This window comes from Roseovarius halophilus (ex Wu et al. 2025) (assembly GCF_047086965.1).
Genome location: NZ_JBKOTX010000017.1, coordinates 511 through 23,278 on the forward strand (window position 1 = coordinate 511; position 22,768 = coordinate 23,278).

The 22,768-nt window shown below is 57.7% G+C and carries 2 protein-coding genes (1 of these 2 cut by a window edge); both read left to right on the forward strand.

Translation table 11 applies throughout. The features are described 5' to 3' along the window. Window positions 1-816 (forward strand): efflux RND transporter periplasmic adaptor subunit, encoded by an 816-nt coding sequence (locus tag ACH107_RS05435; protein WP_412504963.1) that lies wholly within the window; start codon window positions 1-3, stop codon window positions 814-816. Further along, window positions 813-22,768: the 5' portion of an Ig-like domain-containing protein gene (locus ACH107_RS05440; RefSeq protein WP_412504964.1), read on the forward strand. The gene runs 20,917 nt beyond the window's last position; the window shows 21,956 of its 42,873 coding nt (coding positions 1-21,956); it begins with the start codon at window positions 813-815; its stop codon lies off the right edge, out of view. The genes ACH107_RS05435 and ACH107_RS05440 overlap by 4 nt, the downstream gene beginning before the upstream one ends.

Below are 22,768 nucleotides of genomic sequence, written 5' to 3' on the forward strand. Positions count from 1 at the left end.
ATGACGGATCGAAGAAAGGATATGGGGTCTTTTGGGAGGCTTAATTGGATTTTGTGGCTGTTTGTCGTGGAGGTGGTAGGCGGAGCCGCTACTGAGGTCTCTGGGCAGTCGTCAAACAGCGCCGACCTGGAGCAGAGATTGCTTGCGGTAGAGAGGGGAGTTGCCCAGGGCCGGATCATCGCCAAGCACGAGGCTCTGCTTGCCGCAGAGATGTCAGGACGTATCAGGTCATTGAACGTAGCCGAAGGGAACGCGTTTCAGCATGGAGATGCCCTGGCCGAACTGAATTGTGATGTCGAGCGGGCACGACTTGAAAAAGTACATACCAGCCTGGAAGAGGCGGTGAAGATCCGCCAAACAAATGAGCGGCTCGCAGAGTTGCGTTCGGTGGGTGATCTGGAGCTGACACTTTCGCAGGTGAAAGAGCGGACGGTCGAGGCCGATGTCGAGGTGGCCGCCGCTCAGGTCCAGCGATGTATTGTCCGCGCACCCTTCGATGGTGTCGTGGCGCGTGTTCGCAAGCGAGAGGCCGAGTATATCCGCGTCGGTGAGCCGCTGCTCGATGTGATCGATCCAACTGCACTAGAGGTCGAATTCCTTGTGCCATCGGACTGGCTCGCGTGGCTCGACCGGAATGAGCCATTCAAGCTGCATCTCAATGAATTACCTCTGCAGCTGTCGGGCGAGGTTCACCAGATCGGTGTGCGTGTGGACCCCGTCAGCCGCACGGTCAGACTCAAGGGTCAGCTAACTGATGAGCTGGGCGGCGTTGTGCCTGGCATGAGCGGTGATGTGCGCTTTGAGGCAGCGCAATGACAGATCGTAAGCGCTCCTCGCATGCCAGCTTGATTTGGCGTCCGGCACCGCTGGCGCTAGAGCCGCGGCTGATATTTGATGGCGCGTTCGTGCCAACGCTCGATGGCATTGATGACGAGCCTACCAATCCGGTCGACCCGCGGCGTGATACGCGCTCTGCGGATGAGGGCAAGCCCAAGCAAGAGAAACGCACACCGCGGCTGCGCTCAAGCGCGCTTGAGGTGGAGACGGCAACCGAGCCGACCGATCAGTCCTCGAGCACAGAGGCAGCCGGCGAGCGGGTTTTGGTTGTCAGTGGCTATCTGCCCAATCTACCCGAGCTGCAGTCCGCGCTTGGCGATGTTGCCCGTATTCATGTCCTTGAGGGTAGCGGCGATGCGTTGGCCGAGATCGACGCTATTTTGTCTGACTACGATCAGGTCTCTGAGCTACATGTGGTGACGCACGGGCGGGCCGGTGCCTTGGTGGTCGGCGATGAGGTGATCGACCGTGAGCGATTAGCTGAGCGCACGGCCGCCTTATCAGGCTGGACCGATGCCATGCGCTCAGGTGCTGATTTGTTGCTCTATGGTTGTGACATCGGTGCAGAACAAACGGGGCGGGTGTTTGTCGATAGTCTCTCCACGCTCACCGGCGCAGATATTGCGGCATCTGACGACACCACGGCAGCGCCGGCCGACGGGGGCGATAGTGAGCTGGAAGTCGAAGTTGGCAAGGTTACTGCCGCACCACTTTTAACCGCTGACATTCTTGATGAGTTGGCTTGGCAGCTTGATGCCACCGAGCCGTTCGTTGACAACGTTAGCCTCGCCGTCGCTTCGGACGAGGTCGCCATTACGCTATCGATCAGTGAAGACATTGCGGGCAACTCAGACCGCTCTAAGACAAGCCTTTACGTCAATATTGGCGGACTCGACTTTAATGCGAGCTATGACGACAGTAGCAGTGCCACCAATAGCCTAGTTTATAAAGTCAAAGCAACTGAGGATCCGCTTTTGACAGCAGAGTTGCTGGCGAAAGGCATCCGGCTCGGTGAGCTTGATTTTCAAGGCAATGAGTTAGAAGACGCCGCCAATAATAGTCTGACCGCGCCGGATCTCACTGCCCAGCTCACTGAGGTGAATGTTGGTACTGGCGTCACGCTAGAGCACATTGGTGGATTGGGCGGTGACCAAGATTTGGTCAAGAGCGGAGACGGTGAGCTGATCTTGACCGGTGAGAACACCCACTCCGGTCAAACGATTGTTGAAGGCGGCACGCTGCGGATCAGCAATGATAATCAGCTGGGTAACCTTGACAGTGCGCCAGATCGAGTTGCGGTCAAAAGTGGTGCTACGCTGCTAGTGGATGAAAATTTAGCGCTGGATTACCGGCGTGGCATCACACTTGAGAGCGATGCAGTGATTGCCGTCGCTGATGGTAAAACTGTCAGTTACAACGGCAAAATCACTGGCGACGGCGGCCCGGCAATTAAGTCGGGCGCAGGTGAGCTCAAGCTGACCAATTCGGACAACTTTAGCGAAGGCGTCAAAGTTGACGAAGGCCGGCTTACCATTACAAACGGCAATGGTCTCGACGATACGGCGATCGTTGAAGTCAGCACCGATGCAGTGCTCGATTTAACCAACAACAACCAAACAATTGGTGGGTTAAAAGGTGCTGGACAGGTTGAGCTGGGTGGGCGAAACCTTACCATCGACACCACGAGCGCAACGAATTTTTCCGGCGAGATCTCGGGTAGCGGCAGTCTTTATTTAAAAGGTAGCGGCACCCAAACCTTATCGGGGGAAAACAGCTACACCGGACGCACAGATCTCACCGGTAGCGTCACATTGAAGCTGGGGGCAGATAACGCCCTTAATCCAGCGAGTTTTGTCGAACTCCACGATAGCGTGACGCTGGATATTAATGGTTACACGCAAGTCATAAACGACCTCAACAGCGATTCATCGCTCGACTCCAGCATCGTGCTGGGAAGTTTTGGCAATACGGGCCATCTGGAAATTGGCGTTAGCAACAATAACCGAAACGTTTATTCCAAGTTCACCGGGTTTGGTGAACTGGTTAAACGCGGAGGGGGCTATTTAGACCTGCACGGTGTAAGCGATCATACCGGGCGGACATTTATCGCCGAGGGGCAGATTCGGTTGGAGTCTGGCGGCGGCGAGCTCAGTGCGAATACTGATGTTTTGATATCTGATGTCGGCAAGCTGGATATCTACACCAATGGCGCCCAGACCGTTGGCAGTATCGCCGGGGCGGGTGAGCTGGTTCTCTCGGGATATGATTTAACGTTCGGCGGCAGTGCGGACACACGCTTTAACGGCACGCTGAACACCAGCCGTGGCGGTGAGCTGATCAAACAGGGCACGGGGGAATTTACGCTTGGCGGCAGCGAGGCGAATAACAACAACAGCCGCATGAGGGTCACCGACGGTACGGTGGTGCTAGACAAGCACTCTGGGGATAACGAGCGCCGGGCTGTCAGCAACGGTAACGACAGTCTGGCACTAATCATCGAGAACGGGGCGACGGTCAAGCTTGCTGGTAGCGATTCGCTCGACGCCGATGATGACGTGAGCCAAGTTTACCAATACAGCAACATTCAGATTGATGCCGGTGGAACCCTCGACCTGAACGGCCGACGTCTTGCAGTTAATGAAGTGATTGGCGAGGGTACCGTTATCAACAATGGCGCGCAGACCGCAAAATTTGATATCGGCAATTACCATTCCGCGTTTGAGCTTAAGACGGATTTACTGGTTGGGTCTCAAAGCGGGGGCATTCACCTGATCAAAAATGGTAATGATGTCCTAACCCTTGCTGATGGCGTCGATTACTCCGGCATTGAAAAACTCACGGTCCGTAATGGCACCGTTAAGCAGGCGGGCGCCGACACGCTAGCGTCGTCAACTGCCGTGGTGATTGAGAACAATAAAACGCTCGATCTCAATGGCCACAACCTCACGGTGGGCAGCATCGCCGGGGCGGGTGATATCAGTCTGGGTTCTGCCACGCTGACAGCGGGTGATGGGGGCGATCACCACCTTTCCGGTGTTATCAGCGGTGCGGACGGTGCGGGGGGACTGGTTAAACAGGGGTCTGGTCAGCTTATTCTGTCAGGCAATCAAACTTACGAAGGCGCGACAACGGTCAATGGCGGTGAGCTACGAATCGGGAACGGAAATGGTGTCACGTTCCCCGATACCTCTGGGGTGACTGTCGCGAGCGGCGCGGTCTTCGCGTTCGATAGCAGCAGCAATCGCACGATGGCAGCGGGTGATTTATCGGGTGCAGGCGCTTTTATCAAAGACGGCAGTGGTGAGCTTGAACTCGCCGGTGCGAACACCCACACCGGCGGCACAACGCTGGTTGATGGCACACTGCTGATCGCTGACTTTTCTGTTGATAGCGGAAGTGGTGACCACCTGACAGGGCTGGGGACCGGCGCAGTGACTGTTGCGGGAGAGGCGACGCTCAAGACTGCCGGAAACGTCGCGCCAATATTGACTAATGACTTTTGTACAGAGCCTGGCTCTACGTTGCACCTCAACGCTGATAACGGTGATGCAACGCTGACCATCGCGGGTGATATCTCGGGTTCAGGCGATCTGACGGCGTATTCCCGCAACAACACAAAAATTGTGTTGTCCGGTGATGTCGACACAACTGGTGAGGTAAGCATCCTCGCCAAGAGCACCCGCAAAACGACGGTGCAAATTGGCGATGGCGGCACAACCGGGTCGCTATCCGCAGCCCGTGTGTATTCGGACCATTACGGCGCGCTCATATACGACCATGCGGCAGGCTATACCGCGGCGATGGATGTGCGGTATGAGGGCGACGGGCATTTCATTAAAAACGGTGCCGGCGAGCTCGAAATAAAACAGCGCCTGCGGCACACCGACAACGGCAACACCTACGTTAACAACGGGACGATGACGCTGACCGGCGAGAATATGCTCGCACGGGAGAGTTATCTGATCGTCAATGGTAATGGCACGCTCAACCTCAATGGTTACAACCAGGCAGTGACCTATCTTGAGGACGCGAGGAGTTCGTTCCGAGATGGAGCGCCTAACAACGGTGGCGGCGCTATCGACACCGGGGCTGGCGGCATACTCACCGTTCTCAACGGCAACGATCCGTTCAGTGGCGTCATTTCAGGCAGTGGTGGGCTTACCAAGGATGGTACCGGGCGGATGACGCTGACCGGCGCCAACACCTACACCGGGCGGACGCAGGTTTTGGCTGGGTATCTTCGGTTTGGGGCTGACGGGGTTGATTCATTATCTGATCAAACCGCCGTTTACGTGGCCGAGGGTGCCGAGCTAGAGGTCTATCCAGAGAGTCAGTCGGTTGGATCGATTGCCGGTGAAGGTGCAATTGATCTTTACGGTCACACGCTGACGGTCGGTGCCAACAATGCCAACACCACGTTCTCCGGTGTGATCAGTAGTGGCGGCAGCCTCATCAAAACAGGTACCGGCACGCTTGAACTCTCCGGGGCAAACACCTATAGCGCTGCCACCACCGTTCAAAGCGGTGAGCTCAAGCTCACGGGCAGCCTCGGTTCGACCGCTGTTACGGTTGAGAGCGGCGGTACCTTCTCGGGCGGTGGAAAGACCACCAGTTCGATGACGGTTGAAGATGGCGGCACCTTAGCGCTCGACCGCCCGCTGGATATCAATGGTGTGTTGACCATCGTGGACGGCGGCACACTGGACATGACGCTGGTTGATAACGGCAACAGCCGTGAAGACGCCGAAATCACGGGTGTCACCGATATGGATCTGGCGGGCTCGCTCGAGGTCAGTGTCGGTGATGGCGATCTGAGTAACCGGGACTGGGGCAGCTGGCGGCTGGTGCGGTATTCCGGCAGCGCCTCGGGTGGCGGCCTGACGATCAACGACTCGGCAACAGGTCATCCGACCATTGCTACCGGCGACACTTTGCGGTTAGCCAACGTCGAGACGGATTCCAGCAACAAGACCCTGCAATTGCGCCTGCAGACCGAGGGTGATTCCAACTTAACGCTCAATGGCTCTGACTTTGTCCGTCTAGAAATTGACGAGCCTGAAACCAACATAAGCCGAGAAATTACGTTTAACACCACCGTGGGTGGTGCGCTTTTCGCCGTACAGGAGGGTTCTAGTCACGACCGCAACCTCTGGGTTACTGCTGATGGCAATATCGGCTCGCGTGTCTGGAACGAAGAAATCCTGCTCTCAACGGGGCTGAATCTCACTGATGGAAACTCCCATACCGTCACGTTTACGTTGGGTAGCAACAATGGACATCGGGTCTATGTCGATGGCGTGCTTAAGAAGGACGGTAACTTTACCAGCTCAAATTACAACGATGACAAATACCAACTGCTCGGTAAATCCAAGTATGGCGCGGATAACTTCGTCGGCGAGATCGAAAAATACGAGTCTTGGCATCAAGAGCTAACAGCCAGTGAAGTCGGGGATGCTACTGCGCGTGATCCGGCGGAATACAGCCTGACATTCCCAAACTACACGGTGACCAATAGCGGCACGGCAAACCTCGCAACTAATGCGATATCGTTCGGTGGCGATGCGCCCTACGACCTGCAGCTCAACTCAGCCGATGACACGGGCTTTAGTGATCGCGACGATATTACGTCTAAGGTGACGCAGCGTGTTAGTGGTTATGCCAACCCGAACAGCCAGATCATTCTGTTTCGTGATCAAAACGGCGATGGCACCGTCGATGAGGGCGAATGGCTGACGGCTTCGCCGCTTTCCACCAATAGCAATGGCTACTTCTCGACGACCCTTGAGCTCGGGTCGGGTACGCACAGCGTGCGTGCCGTCATCCTGCAACCTGATGGCAGCTACAGCACCTCAAGTGACCCGTTGGTCATTACGGTCGATCGCCAATCACCCTTCGGGCCCGATGCGCCGATTCCGCTGGATGGGGCGGATACCGGTGTTAGTGATATCGACTTTGTCACCAACAATCAACGGCCAAGTTTCCGTTTTGAATTGCCCAAGAATGTGCATGGTTCAGTAGCCGCACGCGAGGGCATGCGCCTGACCCTCGAAGGTGGATCGACGGTTCTCGCCAGCCATATTCTCACGACAGACAACATCAGTGATGGCTATGTTGTTCTAACCTCGTCCATGTATTTGGAGGATATGTCTGATAGAGGCTGGTCTGGGGGCAACCGGCTTCATGGCGTTTTGACTGATGTGGCAGGTAACGAGAGCACAGATCAAGTGGGTTGGAGTTTGCCCGCGTGGGAAACCGATGTCGTCTCGCCTACTGCCCCGGATATGAACCACTCGACCTATCCATCGCCGTTGATGGATTCGAGTGATTCAGGGCGTGACAACCGTGATCGGGTGACCAGCCATAACACCAATCTAGGCTTTAATTTCCTCCAGCACACCCATGCAGTGAGCACTCAGGCGACGCTGACCGACCCGAGTGGCCAAACCCATCTAATCGACACGACGTCGACCACCCCAGAGAACCGGCACACAATTTTTGTGGTGCCAGGTATTCCTGATGGCAATGGCGAACATGACCCGCTGGACGATGGTGATTACACCATTCGGTTCCGCTCGATGGATAACGCCGGCAACTGGTCTGGTGACAGTAACCCGGTTCATTTCACCGTCGACACCACCGCGCCGAGCGCACCCAGTGCGCCGCAATTAAGTACCGATAGCGATACCGGTGCCTCCAATAGCGATGGCATAACCAAGCTCAAAGACGACCTGACCATTAGCGGTCAGGCGGACGCCGATGCGATCGTCCGTCTCTATGATTTTGGCGATGACAGCACAGCCAATGCCACCTTAATTGCGGAGAAGCAGGCTGACAGTAATGGCGAATACAGCTTCACCGATATGGCGCTGGCGCCCGGGGTGAGCTTCCTGCGCGTCAGTCAGGACGATCTGGCCGGCAATGAAAGCGATCTCAGCGGCTCGCTTCGCGTTGAGGTGGATGTCGAACCACCGACTCGCCCCACTGTTGAGATGTTCTCAGGCACCGATCGCACGCCGACGATCAGCGGTACCTATGACGCCACCGATACCCATGCGCTGTATGTGCGCGTGGGTGATCGAGTCTACGGCGAGACCGCCGGTGAAGTGGTCCGCGTCGATGACAATACCGACCGTACGACGGTGGCGGGTCTCACCCTCGATTCCAGTGCGGGGACATGGTCGATCGCGATTGAGGAGGCCTACGAGCTCAAACGCGATGGCGGCACGAATTACGATGTCATCGTGCGCAGCGATGACCTGGCGGGCAACGTCATCTTGAGTCAGGGGCGTGAGCCAGTTCGCATTCTGCCGCCGACTGACCCCGACGCCTTAGCGCCGACCTCAATTGCCGTGGCACCGCAAAGCGATACCGGGCTCTACAACGATGACGGCATCACCCGGGAAGTCGCGCCGTTTTTCCGTATTGGCCTGAATGTGGATGGCAGCAATGGCGTTCAAGCGGGTGACGTGGTTCGCCTTGCTGAAGGCAATACGGACATTTTGCGCTATACGCTGCAGTCCAGCGACCTAGTCGATCGGGGGGGTAATGGCACCTACTACGTTGATCTGCAGCCACATGCATCACTGGCGAGCGGTGGCTGGAATGGAACCACCCATGACGATATCCATGCCCAGATTTTGCGGCTGCAGGCGGATGGCTATCAGACGAGTGCGGAGACCACCCTGCAGCGGGTGGTGATCGACACCAATGGGACGAGTTACACCAACACCACCGTCACCGGGGTGCTGCAGGGCGATGACACTGGGACGCTGAAATATCCAGGCACAGACTCGGATGGCCGGCTTGATCGCGGCAATGGCTTTCATTTGTACGGCACGGCCAGTGATCACCGCGAGGTGGTCTCGGTTGATGTGTTCATCGACGGCAAAAGGGTCGGCACGGCGGCCGTTGCCGAGGAGGGCAGTTGGGTATTTGACTACAACCAAAGCCAAGCAGTGCTTGCCGATGGCAACCACGAAGTCACAGCGGTTGGCATTGACCTGGCAGGCAATCGCACCGAGGTGTCAAACACCTTCGATATTCTTGTCGATACGGTCATCACCCCGCCCTCCAACCTGCAGTTGCACCCAAACCACGATAGCGGCGTTGATGGCGATAACATCACCAACCGGGCGGTCTACCACACCTATTACATAACGGGTCGGGCTGAGCCTTCCTACTACGTGGATGGCGCTCACCGCTCGACTGAGCTGATCTTTTTCAATGATCTCAATGGCAACGGCTCGATGGACTCTGGCGAGCGGTTGATCATTCGCGAGAACTATACCGTATCGCGGAACGACGGCAGCTTCTCTGTCCACATTGAGCCCTTTCAGTTAACGGAAGGTACCCATCAGATTCGGGTGATTTCAGTGGATGCGGTGGGTAATCGCAGCGCCCCAAGCGGGCCGCTCACCATCACCGTGGATCGCACGCCGGGCGAGGTGCTGACAGTCGTACCGGTGCCTGAAGCAAAAGATGGCCTACTTGATGACATTAACCTTGTTACCAGTCGGCACCCAACGCTGAGGGCGATTTTGTCCGAGAACGTCGGTGTCGGCGACGAAATTGAAATCCAACAAAAATGGGGCCGCTATTGGCGATACTCTGGTGATGCAAGGGTCACCGCCACCGACATCACCAACGGTTATACGGACGTGCGTCTAACCGATTGGGAGCTCTGGGGCACGTGGCGAGGGAATAACTTGCGCGAGTTTGCGCAGGTCCGGGCAATCATCACTGATGAGGCGGATAATAGCGACGCCGGTGGGCGCCTTGACCAGACCTACTATGCGTATCCAGATCGTGAGCCGCGCTCGCCTTCGATTACCCTTGATGATGCCGATGATCGCGGGGTGAGCGATAGTGACGGCGTCACTGCGAAGGGCACTGGTTGGCGCGTCTCAGGTGGGGCTGGGCGGGATTCTGCCCTGGTGCGTATCTACGCGGGTAGCCGTCTGCTCGGTGAAGTGCAGCCTAGCGATATCGCCGGAAGCTGGTCGTTTACCTACGAGGGCCCTGCGCTTGTCGACGGCGTGCATACAATTTTTGCCCGTGGCGTCGGCATTAACGGCGTTGAAGGCACCGGCAGTTCGCCGATCTTTATGCGGGTTGATAGCAAGGCCTATCAGCGCGACTACCTGTGGCTCGATCAGGCCGATGATGCCGGGCCCGTGTCTGAGGACGGGGTTACCAACGAGACCAAGCTCACCATCCGCGGCCGAGCGACGCCTGGGGCGACGGTTACGCTATTCGATGATCGCAATGACGATGGCATTCTGGATGACGGTGAGGCACTCACCGTCTATCAAGAAAACCGCGATAACGAGTTGACCACGCTAGAGGCGGATGCCACCACGGGCTTGTTTGCAGCCGACATTATCGTGGGTGTGGGCGAGTATCGCATTCGGGCACTGGAAACGCTGAATGCCGGCGAGAACGATGAGACGTCTCGGTTGGTGGGGGATGCCCGTGAACCCGCTGAGCCCCTTGAGATCACGGTTAACCTAGATAACCCCTTCCTGCCCAATTACGCCCAGGTCATTACTGCCGGTGGTCTCGAGCTCACCGACTCGGAAGGCCGCACCGTTACCAACGATGCCGAGCCCAAGCTGACCCTGCAGCTACCGGAGGGCGTGCAGGTCGGCGATGAAATGCTGTTAATGAACGGCAATAACGTGATCATTCGCGAGAGCGTGACATTGCGTGATCTGGCCAGTGCCGCGATTGAGTTGCAGGTCACGCCAGCAGCCCGCCTGGATGATGGTGTCTATGACGACCTGAAAGTCAGGCTGGTGGATCGCGCCGGTAATGTCAGCCCTGATTTGGCGCTGCAGTCGCTGGTGATTAACACCACCGGTTTGCCAGCGCCTGAAGAGTTCGGGTTAATTGCCAGTGACGATACGGGCATCGCGAGTGACGATAACCTGACCAACCGCACCACCGGTTTTACCTTGACTGGCCTGGTCAGTGCGGATGCCATTTCGGTCAACATTTATGCCAACGGCAAGCTGCTGGGTGAGGCCATCCCCACGCTCACCGAGACCGGCGCAGAGTTTAGCTTCCTCTACAGTGGTGCACCCCTTCGCTCAGGTGTCTACAGCATTGAGGCCCGCGCCGTTGATTTGCTTGGCAACGAAGGCCCCGCGGCAACAGAAACCATTGAGTTTATTGGATCGCTGCCACCACCGAGTCGCCTCACGCTCGACAGCGATGATGACACCGGTGAGAGCGCCAGTGACGGCATCATCAATAAAACCACCGGCATCTCAGTCAGCGGCGTGGCTCGGCCTGGAGCGTCGGTGCAGATCTTTGATGACCGCAATAACGACAACATCATTGATGATGGCGAATTGCTCGCGGAGCTGGACGCGAACGGCACGACCGGCGAGTTCAGTGAAAATGTCTCGCTCGGCAGTGGCGCCCATTTTCTGCGTGCGATCGCCTCAGATGAGTTTGGCAACCGCAGTCTGGCCTCGCCGTCATTGCAGCTGTTTGTGGATGTCCAGGCCCCGGAGCCAGTGCAGTCCATCACGCTGCGGTCCAACTCGGATACCGGTTTCCGCAATGATGATCGCTACACCGCTGAGACCCGCCCAGAGTTTCGCGTACGCCTGCACGAGAACCATCAGGCCGGTGACACCCTGTGGCTGATCCGCGGGAACAGTTACACCACGGACCCCGACGACAATACCGTGCTCTCGCGCTATGTCCTGACCGAGGCGGACGTGCCCGCCAGCGGCCGCGGCTATGTCGATTTGCGCGCTAAGCAAGACATGCCGGATAAGGCCTATGTCGGCACCAATGCCGTTCATGGCTACATTGTGGATGTCGCCGGCAATATCAGCCGTATGCCAGGCGGCGGTAATACGGCCGAAGGCTTTACCATTGATACCAGCAAGGAATGGGCCAAGGTCACGGGGATTACAAAGGTTGAGGACACTGGCTCATCCAATACTGACGGGATTACCCAGTCCCAGGATGCCTTTGTCATTCAGGGGACGATGGAAAAGAACACCCAGCGCGTCGAAGTTTACGATGGCGACACGCGCTTGGGCCTGGCGGATTTCACCGACGATGGCCATTGGGTGTATCGCTATGACAACTTGCCCGATGGGGATGCCACCCGCGTCCTGACGGCGGTTTCTATTGATCGGGCGGGGAATGTCAGCGACCGATCAGATCCATTCCTACTGACCATTGACGGCAACGCACCGGCTAAGCCCTGGGTGCCGAGCCTCTCGGCTGACGACGATACCGGCGTATCGGATAGTGACAATGTTACCCGCGAGAACACCGGTTTGGCCTTTAGTGGTGTGGTTGACCCAGATGCTGAGGTCCGGCTCTATGCGGATTCTCGAAACGATGGCCGCGTGGGCGATGAACAGTTCGTGGCCAGTGTGACTGCCAACGGTAATACAGGCGCCTATTCGTTCAGTAACATCGAACTGCCGGCAGGCAGTCAATATGTTCGGGTGGTGCAGTTTGATACCGCCGGCAATGCCAGCGTACCCAGTGAGGCGCTGGCGCTGAGCGTTGATCAAATCGCGCCGCGCGCGCCAACGGTCAATCGCGTTGTCGATGAAACCGGCACACCCACCCTGACCGGCACTTATGCCGCTGCCGATACGAACCGTCTGGTGGTGTTGATTGATGGCATTGCCTATGCCGAGCACCCGGACATCGAAGTCAAGGTTGACGGGACGACCTACACCACCGAGGCCGGCTTGCTAGCTGACAGCAGCGATGGCACTTGGACGCTGACCATTCCGCGGCTTAATCAGCTAGAGGCCGCCGATACACCTTACGAGGTGATTGCACAGTCCACCGATCGTGCCGGCAATGTGTCAACCAGCACATCGCGTTACGAGGTATTCGTCACTGAGCTGGTGAACGACTCCGCTAACCTTCGGCCGGACGACATCACGCTGACCTCGGATACCGACGAAGGCGTTTCGAGTGCCGATGCCATCACCAACCGGGTCGTGCCGACGTTCCGCGTGTCGCTCAATAGCGGCACTGCCGCTGGCGACACGGTGGAGATCTATCAGGGCACCACACTGATTGTGTCGCGTGAGCTGGACTCCGCGGATATCACCACCGGCCACATCGACTTGGCGCCGTGGAAGCCGTTATCTAATAACGCGACCTACGTGGGAAGCAGCGGCATTTCCGCGCAGGTGGTGTCGGGTGGTACATCCAGCCCGGCTCGCGATATGCCAGCGCTCGTGATTGACACCAGCGCACCCAGCAACCCCGGTAACCCGCAGTTAGTCGGCGAGAATAGCCCTATTAGCCGCGGTAATGGGTTTAGTGTCTACGGGAGCATGAACACCTCCCAGGGGGTCGCGTTTGCCGAAATCTATGCCGATGGCCGGTTGCTTGGCACAACGGCATTATCCGAGCGCGGCCGCTGGCAGTTTACCGTCCCCAACTCAACGGCGCCGTTAGCTGATGGCAGCCATGAAATTACCGTTGTGGCGGTCGATACCGCAGGTAATCGCAGCAATGCCTCGGGCGCTTTAAGCCTAGTAGTCGATACCTCGGTCACTGCGCCGAGTGACATTCGCCTGCGGGGTGATTCGGACAGCGGCATTGCCGGTGATCGGCTGACCAATGTCACCAAGCCGTGGTTCCAGGGTCGGGGTGAGCCCGGCTCAGAGTTGATTCTGTTCGCCGATCGAGACGGCGATGGCCGCTTTGATCCGACCGAAGAGATTGAGCTCCATGGCAGCTACGACGATGTCGGTAATGATGGCCGATTTAGTTCGCGGGTACTGCATGACCTGCCTGAGGGGCGGCATGTTCTGCGCTTCATCCAGGTGGATGAGGCCGGCAATTACAGCGCACCGAGCGCACCCATTGCCCTGACCATCGACACCTCAGTGGCATCGCTGCAAATGGTGCGTATTGCGCCGTCCACTGCCGCCGACAATTCAGGGCTTTATCCTAACGATGGGATCTACGACACGCTGCGCCCAACGTTGCGGGCCTATCTCCCCGATAAGGTGGAAGAGGGTGATCGTCTCGAGGTGTATTACCGCCATCCGAAGTCAGATGCACCGCGTGCCAGCCATTTGGTTGATAACCCACTGTTAACCCAGATCGATATCGAGCGCGGTTATGTCGATGTCACGCCAGCGGAGGATATGCGTGATCGGCGGACGTTCAATGGCACCAGTATCAAATTTGGTTCTTGGCAATACGCCTTTTTCGGCCGCATCGTAGACCAAGCCGGTAATGCCTCGAGTATCCGGGATCCAGGTGCGGCTGAGCCGTATGCCTATGTCGATGTCGAGGGGCCGCAGGCTGCTTCTGGTTTAGGCCTGATGGATCAGGACGATACGGGCGTGGCCTCGGACGACAACATCACGGCGCTTCAAACCGGGTTCACGTTGACCACCGGCCGGCTCGGCACTTGGGTTACCAAAGTCGATTTCTATGCCAATGGCGCGCTTTTAGGTACTGCCGCGCCTAACGACAACCGATACGCCAAATTCACCTATGACGGTCCCGAGCTCGATGCCGGGGTTTATTGGATAACCGCCGTCACGCATCGATCCTCGGGCGTGCCAACAGCGCCCACCGAGCAGTTTGAGCTGATCATCGACCCGACCGAAAAGTCGCCGGTGCCGCAGTTTGGCAAGCTCCAGCTCAAGGCCGGTGACGATACCGGTCTGAGCCAGAATGACGGCATCACTAAAAGCGGTCGTGTTTACATTGAGGGCGTGCTCACACCTGGCCAGACGGTCATGGTCTTTAACGATGTGGACGGTGATGGGCAATACACCGTTGGTGAGCGAGTAGCCACAACCACCAGTGACGCGACCACAGGCGCATTTTCTGTTCGGCTTTATCTGAGCACCGGAACCAACGTCTTGCGCGCGGTGACTGTCCCTTCATCGGATTTAGCGGACCCGGTCGCCTCTGAACCCTTCACCGTGATTCGCCGCGGTATTCCGGCGAGTGAGCCGATCAGTATTTCGTTGCTGGCGAGCAGTGACACCACGGTGTTCAATGCCGAAGACGGCATTAGCGGCGGTAGCTTCCTCACCTCAGAGTCTCGGCCGGAACTGCGCCTGACCCTGCCCGGGGAGATGCAGGCCGGCGACTTGGTGCAGCTCTTCAATGGCAATACCAAAATCTACTCACTGCTGGCCGATGAAGACGCCATCGCAGCGGGCTTCATCGATGTACGTCTGCCAGCGGGCGGCGAGCTCGCGGATGGCAGCCATAATCTGTCCATGAAGGTAGCGGATGCTGCTGGCAACAACAGCCGCAGCTCGCCATCGATTAAAGTCACCGTTGATACGGTCGGCCCCGAAGCACCGACCAACTTGGGGCTCGCGCCCGGCAATGACACCGGCGGTCTGGATGACGATGGGTTCACTGGAAGGGATACCCATCTGACCCTGCAAGGCACCTATCCTGGGGATGCTGAGGCGCTCAATATTTATCGCACCAGCGCCGATCCGCGCTTGCGGGAAGGGTTTTCGTTTGAGCCCGATTACTTTAACCGCGGGGCGCTCAGCACGGGTGACACTGGCAAAATTCTAGAAGACTTAAACGCGCTAGACGCGGCGTCGATTACATTGAATGGCGGCATGATTAATGGTGCTGCGCTGGGTGGTCCGCTGCCGGCTACGGCCTTCCGTTATGGGGACAGCGACAGCCGTTGGCTGATGGCCGCCTATGACGGGGCTGCCGACAAGACCCGTATGGTGCAGCTACTCATCGACGTGCGCAGTGATGGTGAGACCTATGCTCGCTCCCTGGCGGCGGTGGATGCCGATGGCAATCAGGTGCAGAGCAAAGCCGCGGTGAATGCTGCCTGGGATAGCGGAGATCGCTCAGCTGAAGTCACCCATCGAAATGATCGTGATGACTATGGCGTGGCCGGCATCGATGGGGACCTGACCGGTCAGAAAACGCAGTTAGTTGCGAGCCTTGATCGCACCGAGTTTGGCGGTGATCCGAATCTCGATCTCCGTCACTTCCAACACACGCTGAGCCAGACACTCCCGTCCGGCGGCTCCCTATTTACTGTGAGGGCGGTGGACGCTGCGGGTAATGAAGGTAACGCCGGCGATCTTCGCGTGGTGGTGGATAACCAGTCGGACACCCCATCGTTGACCTTGGTTAACCCGCCGGTCGATGGCGTGGTCAGCCTTGAAGGCCGCGCTGAGGCGGTTATTGATGACGACAATACCGACGCACGGTCTCGGGTCATTCTGTTTGATGACTTGGATGGTGATGGCGCGGTAGAAGCAGGCGAAATGCTTGCCGAGACCACCGCCGATGCCGGGGGGTTTTTTAGTTTCGACGACCTTGATCTGGGCACAGGCGATCGGGCGCTACGCGTCGTTGCCTATGACCGGGCCGGTAACGAGAGCAGCGCCAGTGATGCACTGGATGTCAGTGTCGATAGGCAGCCGCCGGCACCGCCCACGCGCATTGAGTTGGCGTCATCAAGCGACACAGGCGTGCTGAATAATGACCGAGTGACCAGTGTCTATGAGCCACTGAGCTTCCGGGTGCATCTGGCCGATGACGCCAACGCGGGCGATACGGTAACGCTGCTGCAGAATAATACTGAGCTCGCGCAGACCACGATTGGGGCCGGTGCACGCCAGCAAGGCGTTGTGACACTCACATTGGCGGCTGGCACGCTCAGCGCGGCCGACTATGATGACTTGAACGCCCGGGTGACCCATGCCAGCGGCAATGTCGGCGCCAAGCAGGTCATGCCCCGCTTTACCGTGCTCGATGCTCCTACAATCCGGGGTGGGATTACGTTTGATAATGGCCTTGATAGTGAGGGCCGTACGCTTCGATCTACCGACTTCACGCTCCGGGGCCGGCTTTATAATAGTCAGGATGTTGTCGCAGTCGAAATCTATGACGATCTGGATCCCAATAACCCGATTGGTGAAGCGGTTATCCTCTCACGCTCTACCACCTACTGGTCGTTTAATTACGAAGGCCAGCCCTACGCCGATGGCACCCGCGCCTTCCGCGCGGTGATGGTGGATGCGGCCGGTAATCGGTCTGAGCCCACGGATCCGCTTTGGGTGGCGTTTGATAGTACATCGGCCGACCCGAGTACCAACGTCGAGGCCTCGAAGGACTGGACAACCGAAACCCCCGCAGATCGCCCGCTGGGCATTGTCCTGCAACCGGGGTCCGATAACGGGTTATCTGATGGCGACCGCATCACCGCAGAGACCCATCCGAGTTATCGGGTTTACCTACCTGAGCGCGCTGAGGTTGGCGATGCCATTAACGTCTACAAGAACGACAACACGAGTTCGCTGCTCGGTCAGGCGTTCCTCAGCCAAGTGGATATCTCTGAGGGCTATGTCGATCTCGGCCCGGAAGATGACGGTATTTTGCGGCTTAATGGCAACAGCTATATCGATCTGCAGATTAATGAGCCTGAAACAAACATTAGCCGAGAAATCACATTCCGCACCACAACGGCTGGTGGTCTGTTTGAGGTCAGGGATGGTGGGCACGACCGTCATCTTTACATCACTTCCGATGGGAATATTCATTCGCGCGTTTGGACAGGCGGGACGATAGAGTCGACAGGCCTCAACCTTCTGGACGGTGCGGTACATACCGTCACGTTTACTTTGGGCAATGGCGGCCATCATCTTTATGTTGATGGAGCACTGGTTGCATCTGATCTCACTACAACTCACTCAGATTTTAATGGTCCCTCTCAGCGCCTTGGGTATTCGAGTGATGCGAGTAATTCGTTTACCGGTGAAATTTACTCTTATCAGTCATGGTGGGGCACCGAGCTTAGCGCCACTGAAGTGGCCTCGACGACCCGACCGGATGCCACGTTTGACTTTGCCTTTCCTAACGGTAGTTCGATTGTTAATACCGGGACAGCAACGTTAGAAGCTTCGGATGTGAGCTTTGCTGGCAGTCATCCTTACTTCCTTAACGAGACCACTCACACAACGATCAACGCCCGGTTGTTGAAGCCCGACGGCACCCTCAGCCCGCAGACTTATTTGCAGCGCTTGGTGGTGGATACCACCGCGCCAAATGCGCCGGGTGTTCCGAGCCTGCGCAGCGCCGATGACACCGGCTCAAACAATACCGATGTCATTACCGCGCACAATGATGGCTTCACGCTTGAGGGCACGGTTGATAATTGGACGCAGGCTCAGCGCGTTGATGTCTACATCAATGGTTCGCTGGCAGGCAGTACGCCGGTGATTGATGGCACTAATAATTGGCGCTGGACCCACGACAGCACCGCGTTAACCGAAGGCCAGCATGTCATCGTGGTGCGGGCAGTGGATGCCGCCGGGAATACGAGTGATCCGTCTGGACCGATGGTCCTGGAGATTGATCCGCAGGCCCTCGACCCGGTCACCGGCCGGGAGAACACGCTCACGCTGGCTAACGCGGAGAATTACTCAGGCAACGCCGATGACGGCACCATCAATACCTGGGGTAATCGAGTCAGCCTCAAGGGCTATATGCCTGCCCATTCGACGGTTTGGGTCTATCGTGAGGTGACGGGCGAGGATGACGTGCTGATCGGCAGCACCACCGCCAACGCCCAAGGCGCGTTCACACTCAGTGATGTTGGCCTCATTAAGGGCGCGAATGACCTGAGCGCCTATGCGATCGCCGCCGATGGCACTGAAGTGGGTGATACCACACTGACGTTAACCTCGGATCGCAACCCGCCGCCGGATATGCCCGCACCGCCGGTGCTGGTTGCTGATGACGGTACGATGCAGCCGGATGGCATCACGGACGATACAACGCCGACGTTCCGGATTGATCTGGCCGATGATGCCGGAATTGGCGATGTGGTGATCCTGCGTAACGGCGGTACTGAAATGGCTCGCGCCACGCTAACGAGTACGAATGTTGGCAACGGGTCGGTGGATTTAACCGTACGTGACGATGCGGCGCTGGACGTGGGGGTTTACAGCAACCTGCGTGCCGCGGTCGTCAATCAGTCAGGCTATGAAGGCCGGACTGGTGCGAGCCGTTGGGTTGAGGTTGTCCCGTCGGTCGAAAACGACGCCCGAGTGTTCCAGTACGCGGAGTTGGTCGCTGCCGACGAGGATGGCAACGTAACCCGATACGCCGATGAAATCGATCGTGTGCTCACCGATATCGCCAGACCAATGGTGCGGATACATTTGGGCAGCCATGCCGAGGTGGGGGACGAGATCCGCTTGCGTGAGCGGTCGTATTGGGCCAGTGGTCTGATGGGTTTGACCCAGGATCATATTGACGATGGTTTTATCGATATCCAGACCACTCGCAATTTCACCAGCACCACCCGCGTGTATTGGTACACCACGGAGTACGGAAACGGTAACCATCGTCTTGAGCAATTTGTTTATGTTGATGCGAGCAATCCTAACAAGGCCCGTAATAGTTACGTTGAACTAGATGCGGGTGACGGCCAAGAGACCGCTGCTAACAAAGCGATCGTTCGGAGTGGCAGTGATTTCACCCTGTACGCTCAGGGCCGCAGCGACGCCGCTTACCTGAAGTTTTATGTCTACGACTACCAGACCGAGACGGAGTCATTGCTGGGCGTCGGCCATGGCCGAAATAACCGCTACTTCAGCATGCACTATGACGTGCCGTCACTTGCTGACGGCAGCTATCGCATTCGCGCAACAGCGGTTGATAGAGCCGGCAATGAAAGCGGCCACAATGGCTACACCTATCAATATCTAACGGTTGAGACCGATACCCCGGCTGTGCCCGAAGTCAGCGTCAGGGCAGGCGACATTGTTACCACCGCTGATGATGGCACCCTCTTTACGGATAAATCTTGGGGTTCACCGCCTCGGCTTTATGTCAATAACGGCACGCCGGGTAGTTTTGTCTCGGTGTTTGACGATACCAACAACAACGGCGTTCAGGATCCCGGGGAAGCGTCGCTTCGGGTTTATCAGGGCACAACTAATAAGACCGGGACGCTAACCCTCAATAACAACGGCGACGTCTATATTGACTTGCGGTTAATTACCGATGGTGACTACAACCTGCGGGTCGTTACCACGGCGCCGGGCGAAGGCGCGGCGAGTGTCTCCGACCCCATCAAGCTACGCGTCGATACGTACAGCCCAACCGGTGGGCGAGATTTCTGGCTCGCGCCCAATCAGGACTTTGCCGAAAACAACACCGGCATCGGTCAGCACGACCTGACGACGAACAATACGCAGCCGACCTTCCGGGTGACATTACCCCCGGACGCTGAGGCCGGTAATCGCGTGATTATCAATCGAGATACAACAACGCCGACGTCGCGTATCCAGGTGAACTATGAGTTAACGCAGGCCGATGTGGATCGCGGCTATGCCGATGCCACCGCGCTTGCTGACGTGGTGAGTGGCCGTTTCCGCTATTACCTCCGGGATCAGGCCGAGAATACTCAGTATCAGGCCTACTTTGATCTGACGATTGATAGCGCGCCCACCGGCGATCCAAATGCTCGGATTAGCCCCACGCTGGCTAGTCGGGATCGCTCTGATGACGGCGGTGCAAATAGCGTAACTAATCGCAACACGGGGCTTTTATTCGAGGCAAAAAATCGCAGCTATAACCCGCCTACCGGCACGTATCGTCTCGAACTGATGATTAGAAAAGAGGGCGAGAGCGACTTCGAGAGTCTCGGGTTTACCCACCGGCCTGATCGGCGCTATCACTTTGAGTACAACGGCGATCCGCTGCCGGATGGCACCCATGAGATTGCCATTCGCACCCATGATGCCGCCGGCAATATCAGTGTGCTGTCACCCATCAATGACCTGGTGATTGACACTACCGCACCCGCTAGCAGCGAGATCACCGTCGGCCTTGACGCGAGTAAGGACACCGGCGCAGCGGATGATGATGCGGTGACCAGCGCGCGTAAGCCAGTTTTCAGTGGTACGGCGCCCGCAGGCAGTGAGATATACCTCTACCGCGATGACAACGGCACCGGTGTGATTGAAAAGGGCGAAAAACAGCGATTAGCCGAAACCACGTGGGATCCGATCGTGGTCGGTGCCGAGGGCACCTTCTCGATGACGGCCTATTACAACCAGCCTCTCGGCCAGAACGACTACTTTATCGTTGTCAGTGACCCTGCGGGTAATGTCACTACCCGCGATTTGACGGTCCAAATCGAGAATACGGCGCCAATGCCGGCGGCCATCAAGATGGTGGCCGATACCGACTCAGGCTATTTCGACAATGACCGGATTAGTCGTGAGGCAGGGCCGACTTTTGAGGTGGAACTCTCATCCGGCCTGCAGCCAGGCGCGGAGGTCGATTTCCAGATCCGGAACTCATCATCGACCAACTCCACCGAGCAATACCGTGCCACACGAATCCTCACACAGGCGGATATCGACAACGGCACGCTTAGCTTTGCTGTGCCTGATGGCACCACGTTGCCGGATCAGCAGCTTTACGTGGCAGCGCGCACCATCGATTTGGCCGGTAATGAAAGCGCCTGGAAGGGCATGAACCTGGGCGCCGTCTCTGGCTCCTACAACCTGCAAGTTGAGACCCGCGAGCCGGTTAAGCCGAGCACGCCAGTATTGATGAGCGCCGATGGCGACACAGACCCGGACACGCAGGCAGCCACTACTGAACGCAATCGCTTGTTTACTCTTACGGGCAGCATCCCAAGTCGTGGCAGCAATGACTCGCAGCTCGATACCGTCTATGTCGATATTTATGACGCGCTGCCAGATGGCAGCGAGGTCAAGCTCGGCCGTGCGGGCGTCACCAATGGCGAGTGGGCATTTACCTATACCGGCAATGCCTTGAGGCAGGGCTCGCACAGCATCATCGTGCGCGGTACCGATCTGGCCGGGAACGTCTCGCCGGACTCCACCGCGCGCGAGCTCGTGATCGATAACGACGAGCAGACCACCGAGCCGCAGGATCGTATTCCGCCAACGCTGGTGGGCGGCGCCACCTTTGATGGTAACCAGCTCACGTTGAACATGTCCGAGGCGATTGATGAAACACTGCCGGTATCGGCGTTCCACGTGGCCGTGGATGGTGAGTTGGTCGGCGTGACTTCGGTCGCGGTTGATTCGGCGGATCCAACGAAGCTGCTTGTCGTACTCAACGATCCGGTTGCCCGCGGCCAGGCGCTGACGCTGGCCTACCAGAGCCCCACGGTATCGGATGGCGCCAAACTGCTGCGCGACCTTGCCGGCAACCACGCCGAGAGCTTCTACATTGATGCGAGTAAGGTCGATAACCTCAACCCGCCGGCGGTCCCGGATAAACCCGCCCTACTGGCCGCGGATGACAGCGGCCGGATTAACGACGATGGCGTGACCAACGTCAACGGCTTCCGGCTGGATATGACCATCGCGCAGGGCGTTAGCGCCGGCGATCGGCTGGTGCTCGCCGAGGTGGGCGCGGCAGAGGGTGAGGTGCTTGCGGATATCGAGCTGACCCTGTTGCAGGTGGCCTCGGGGCGGGCCGTCATTAATATTGATGAGCTCGATCCTTCTGTGCTGACTGAAGCAACGGGGAAAACCTTGGAGATTCAGGCGCGCATCGAAGTGCCGAGCAGCACAGTTACTGGGACACAGGCCAGCACGGTGTCGGCCTGGTCCGAGGAAGCCCTGACAGTGGTGCTCGATACCGTTCAGCCAAATAAGCCCACGATGGCGACGGTCGATCAGCTCGGCGTTTTTGAGACCGAAAAGGGTAATGAGTTCTTCACTCGCAACAACCAGCCATTGCTCGCGGGTCAAGCGGAGGCCGGCAGTCGGGTTCGGGTCGAGGCCAATGAGGTCTTGTTGGGCACAACAACAGCGGGTAGTGACGGCACCTGGTCACTGAGTACGGCGGGCGCCAACCTGGCCGATGGGAGTTACGAGGTCCTGATCACAGCAACTGATCTGGCCGGCAACGTCAGTGACACCAG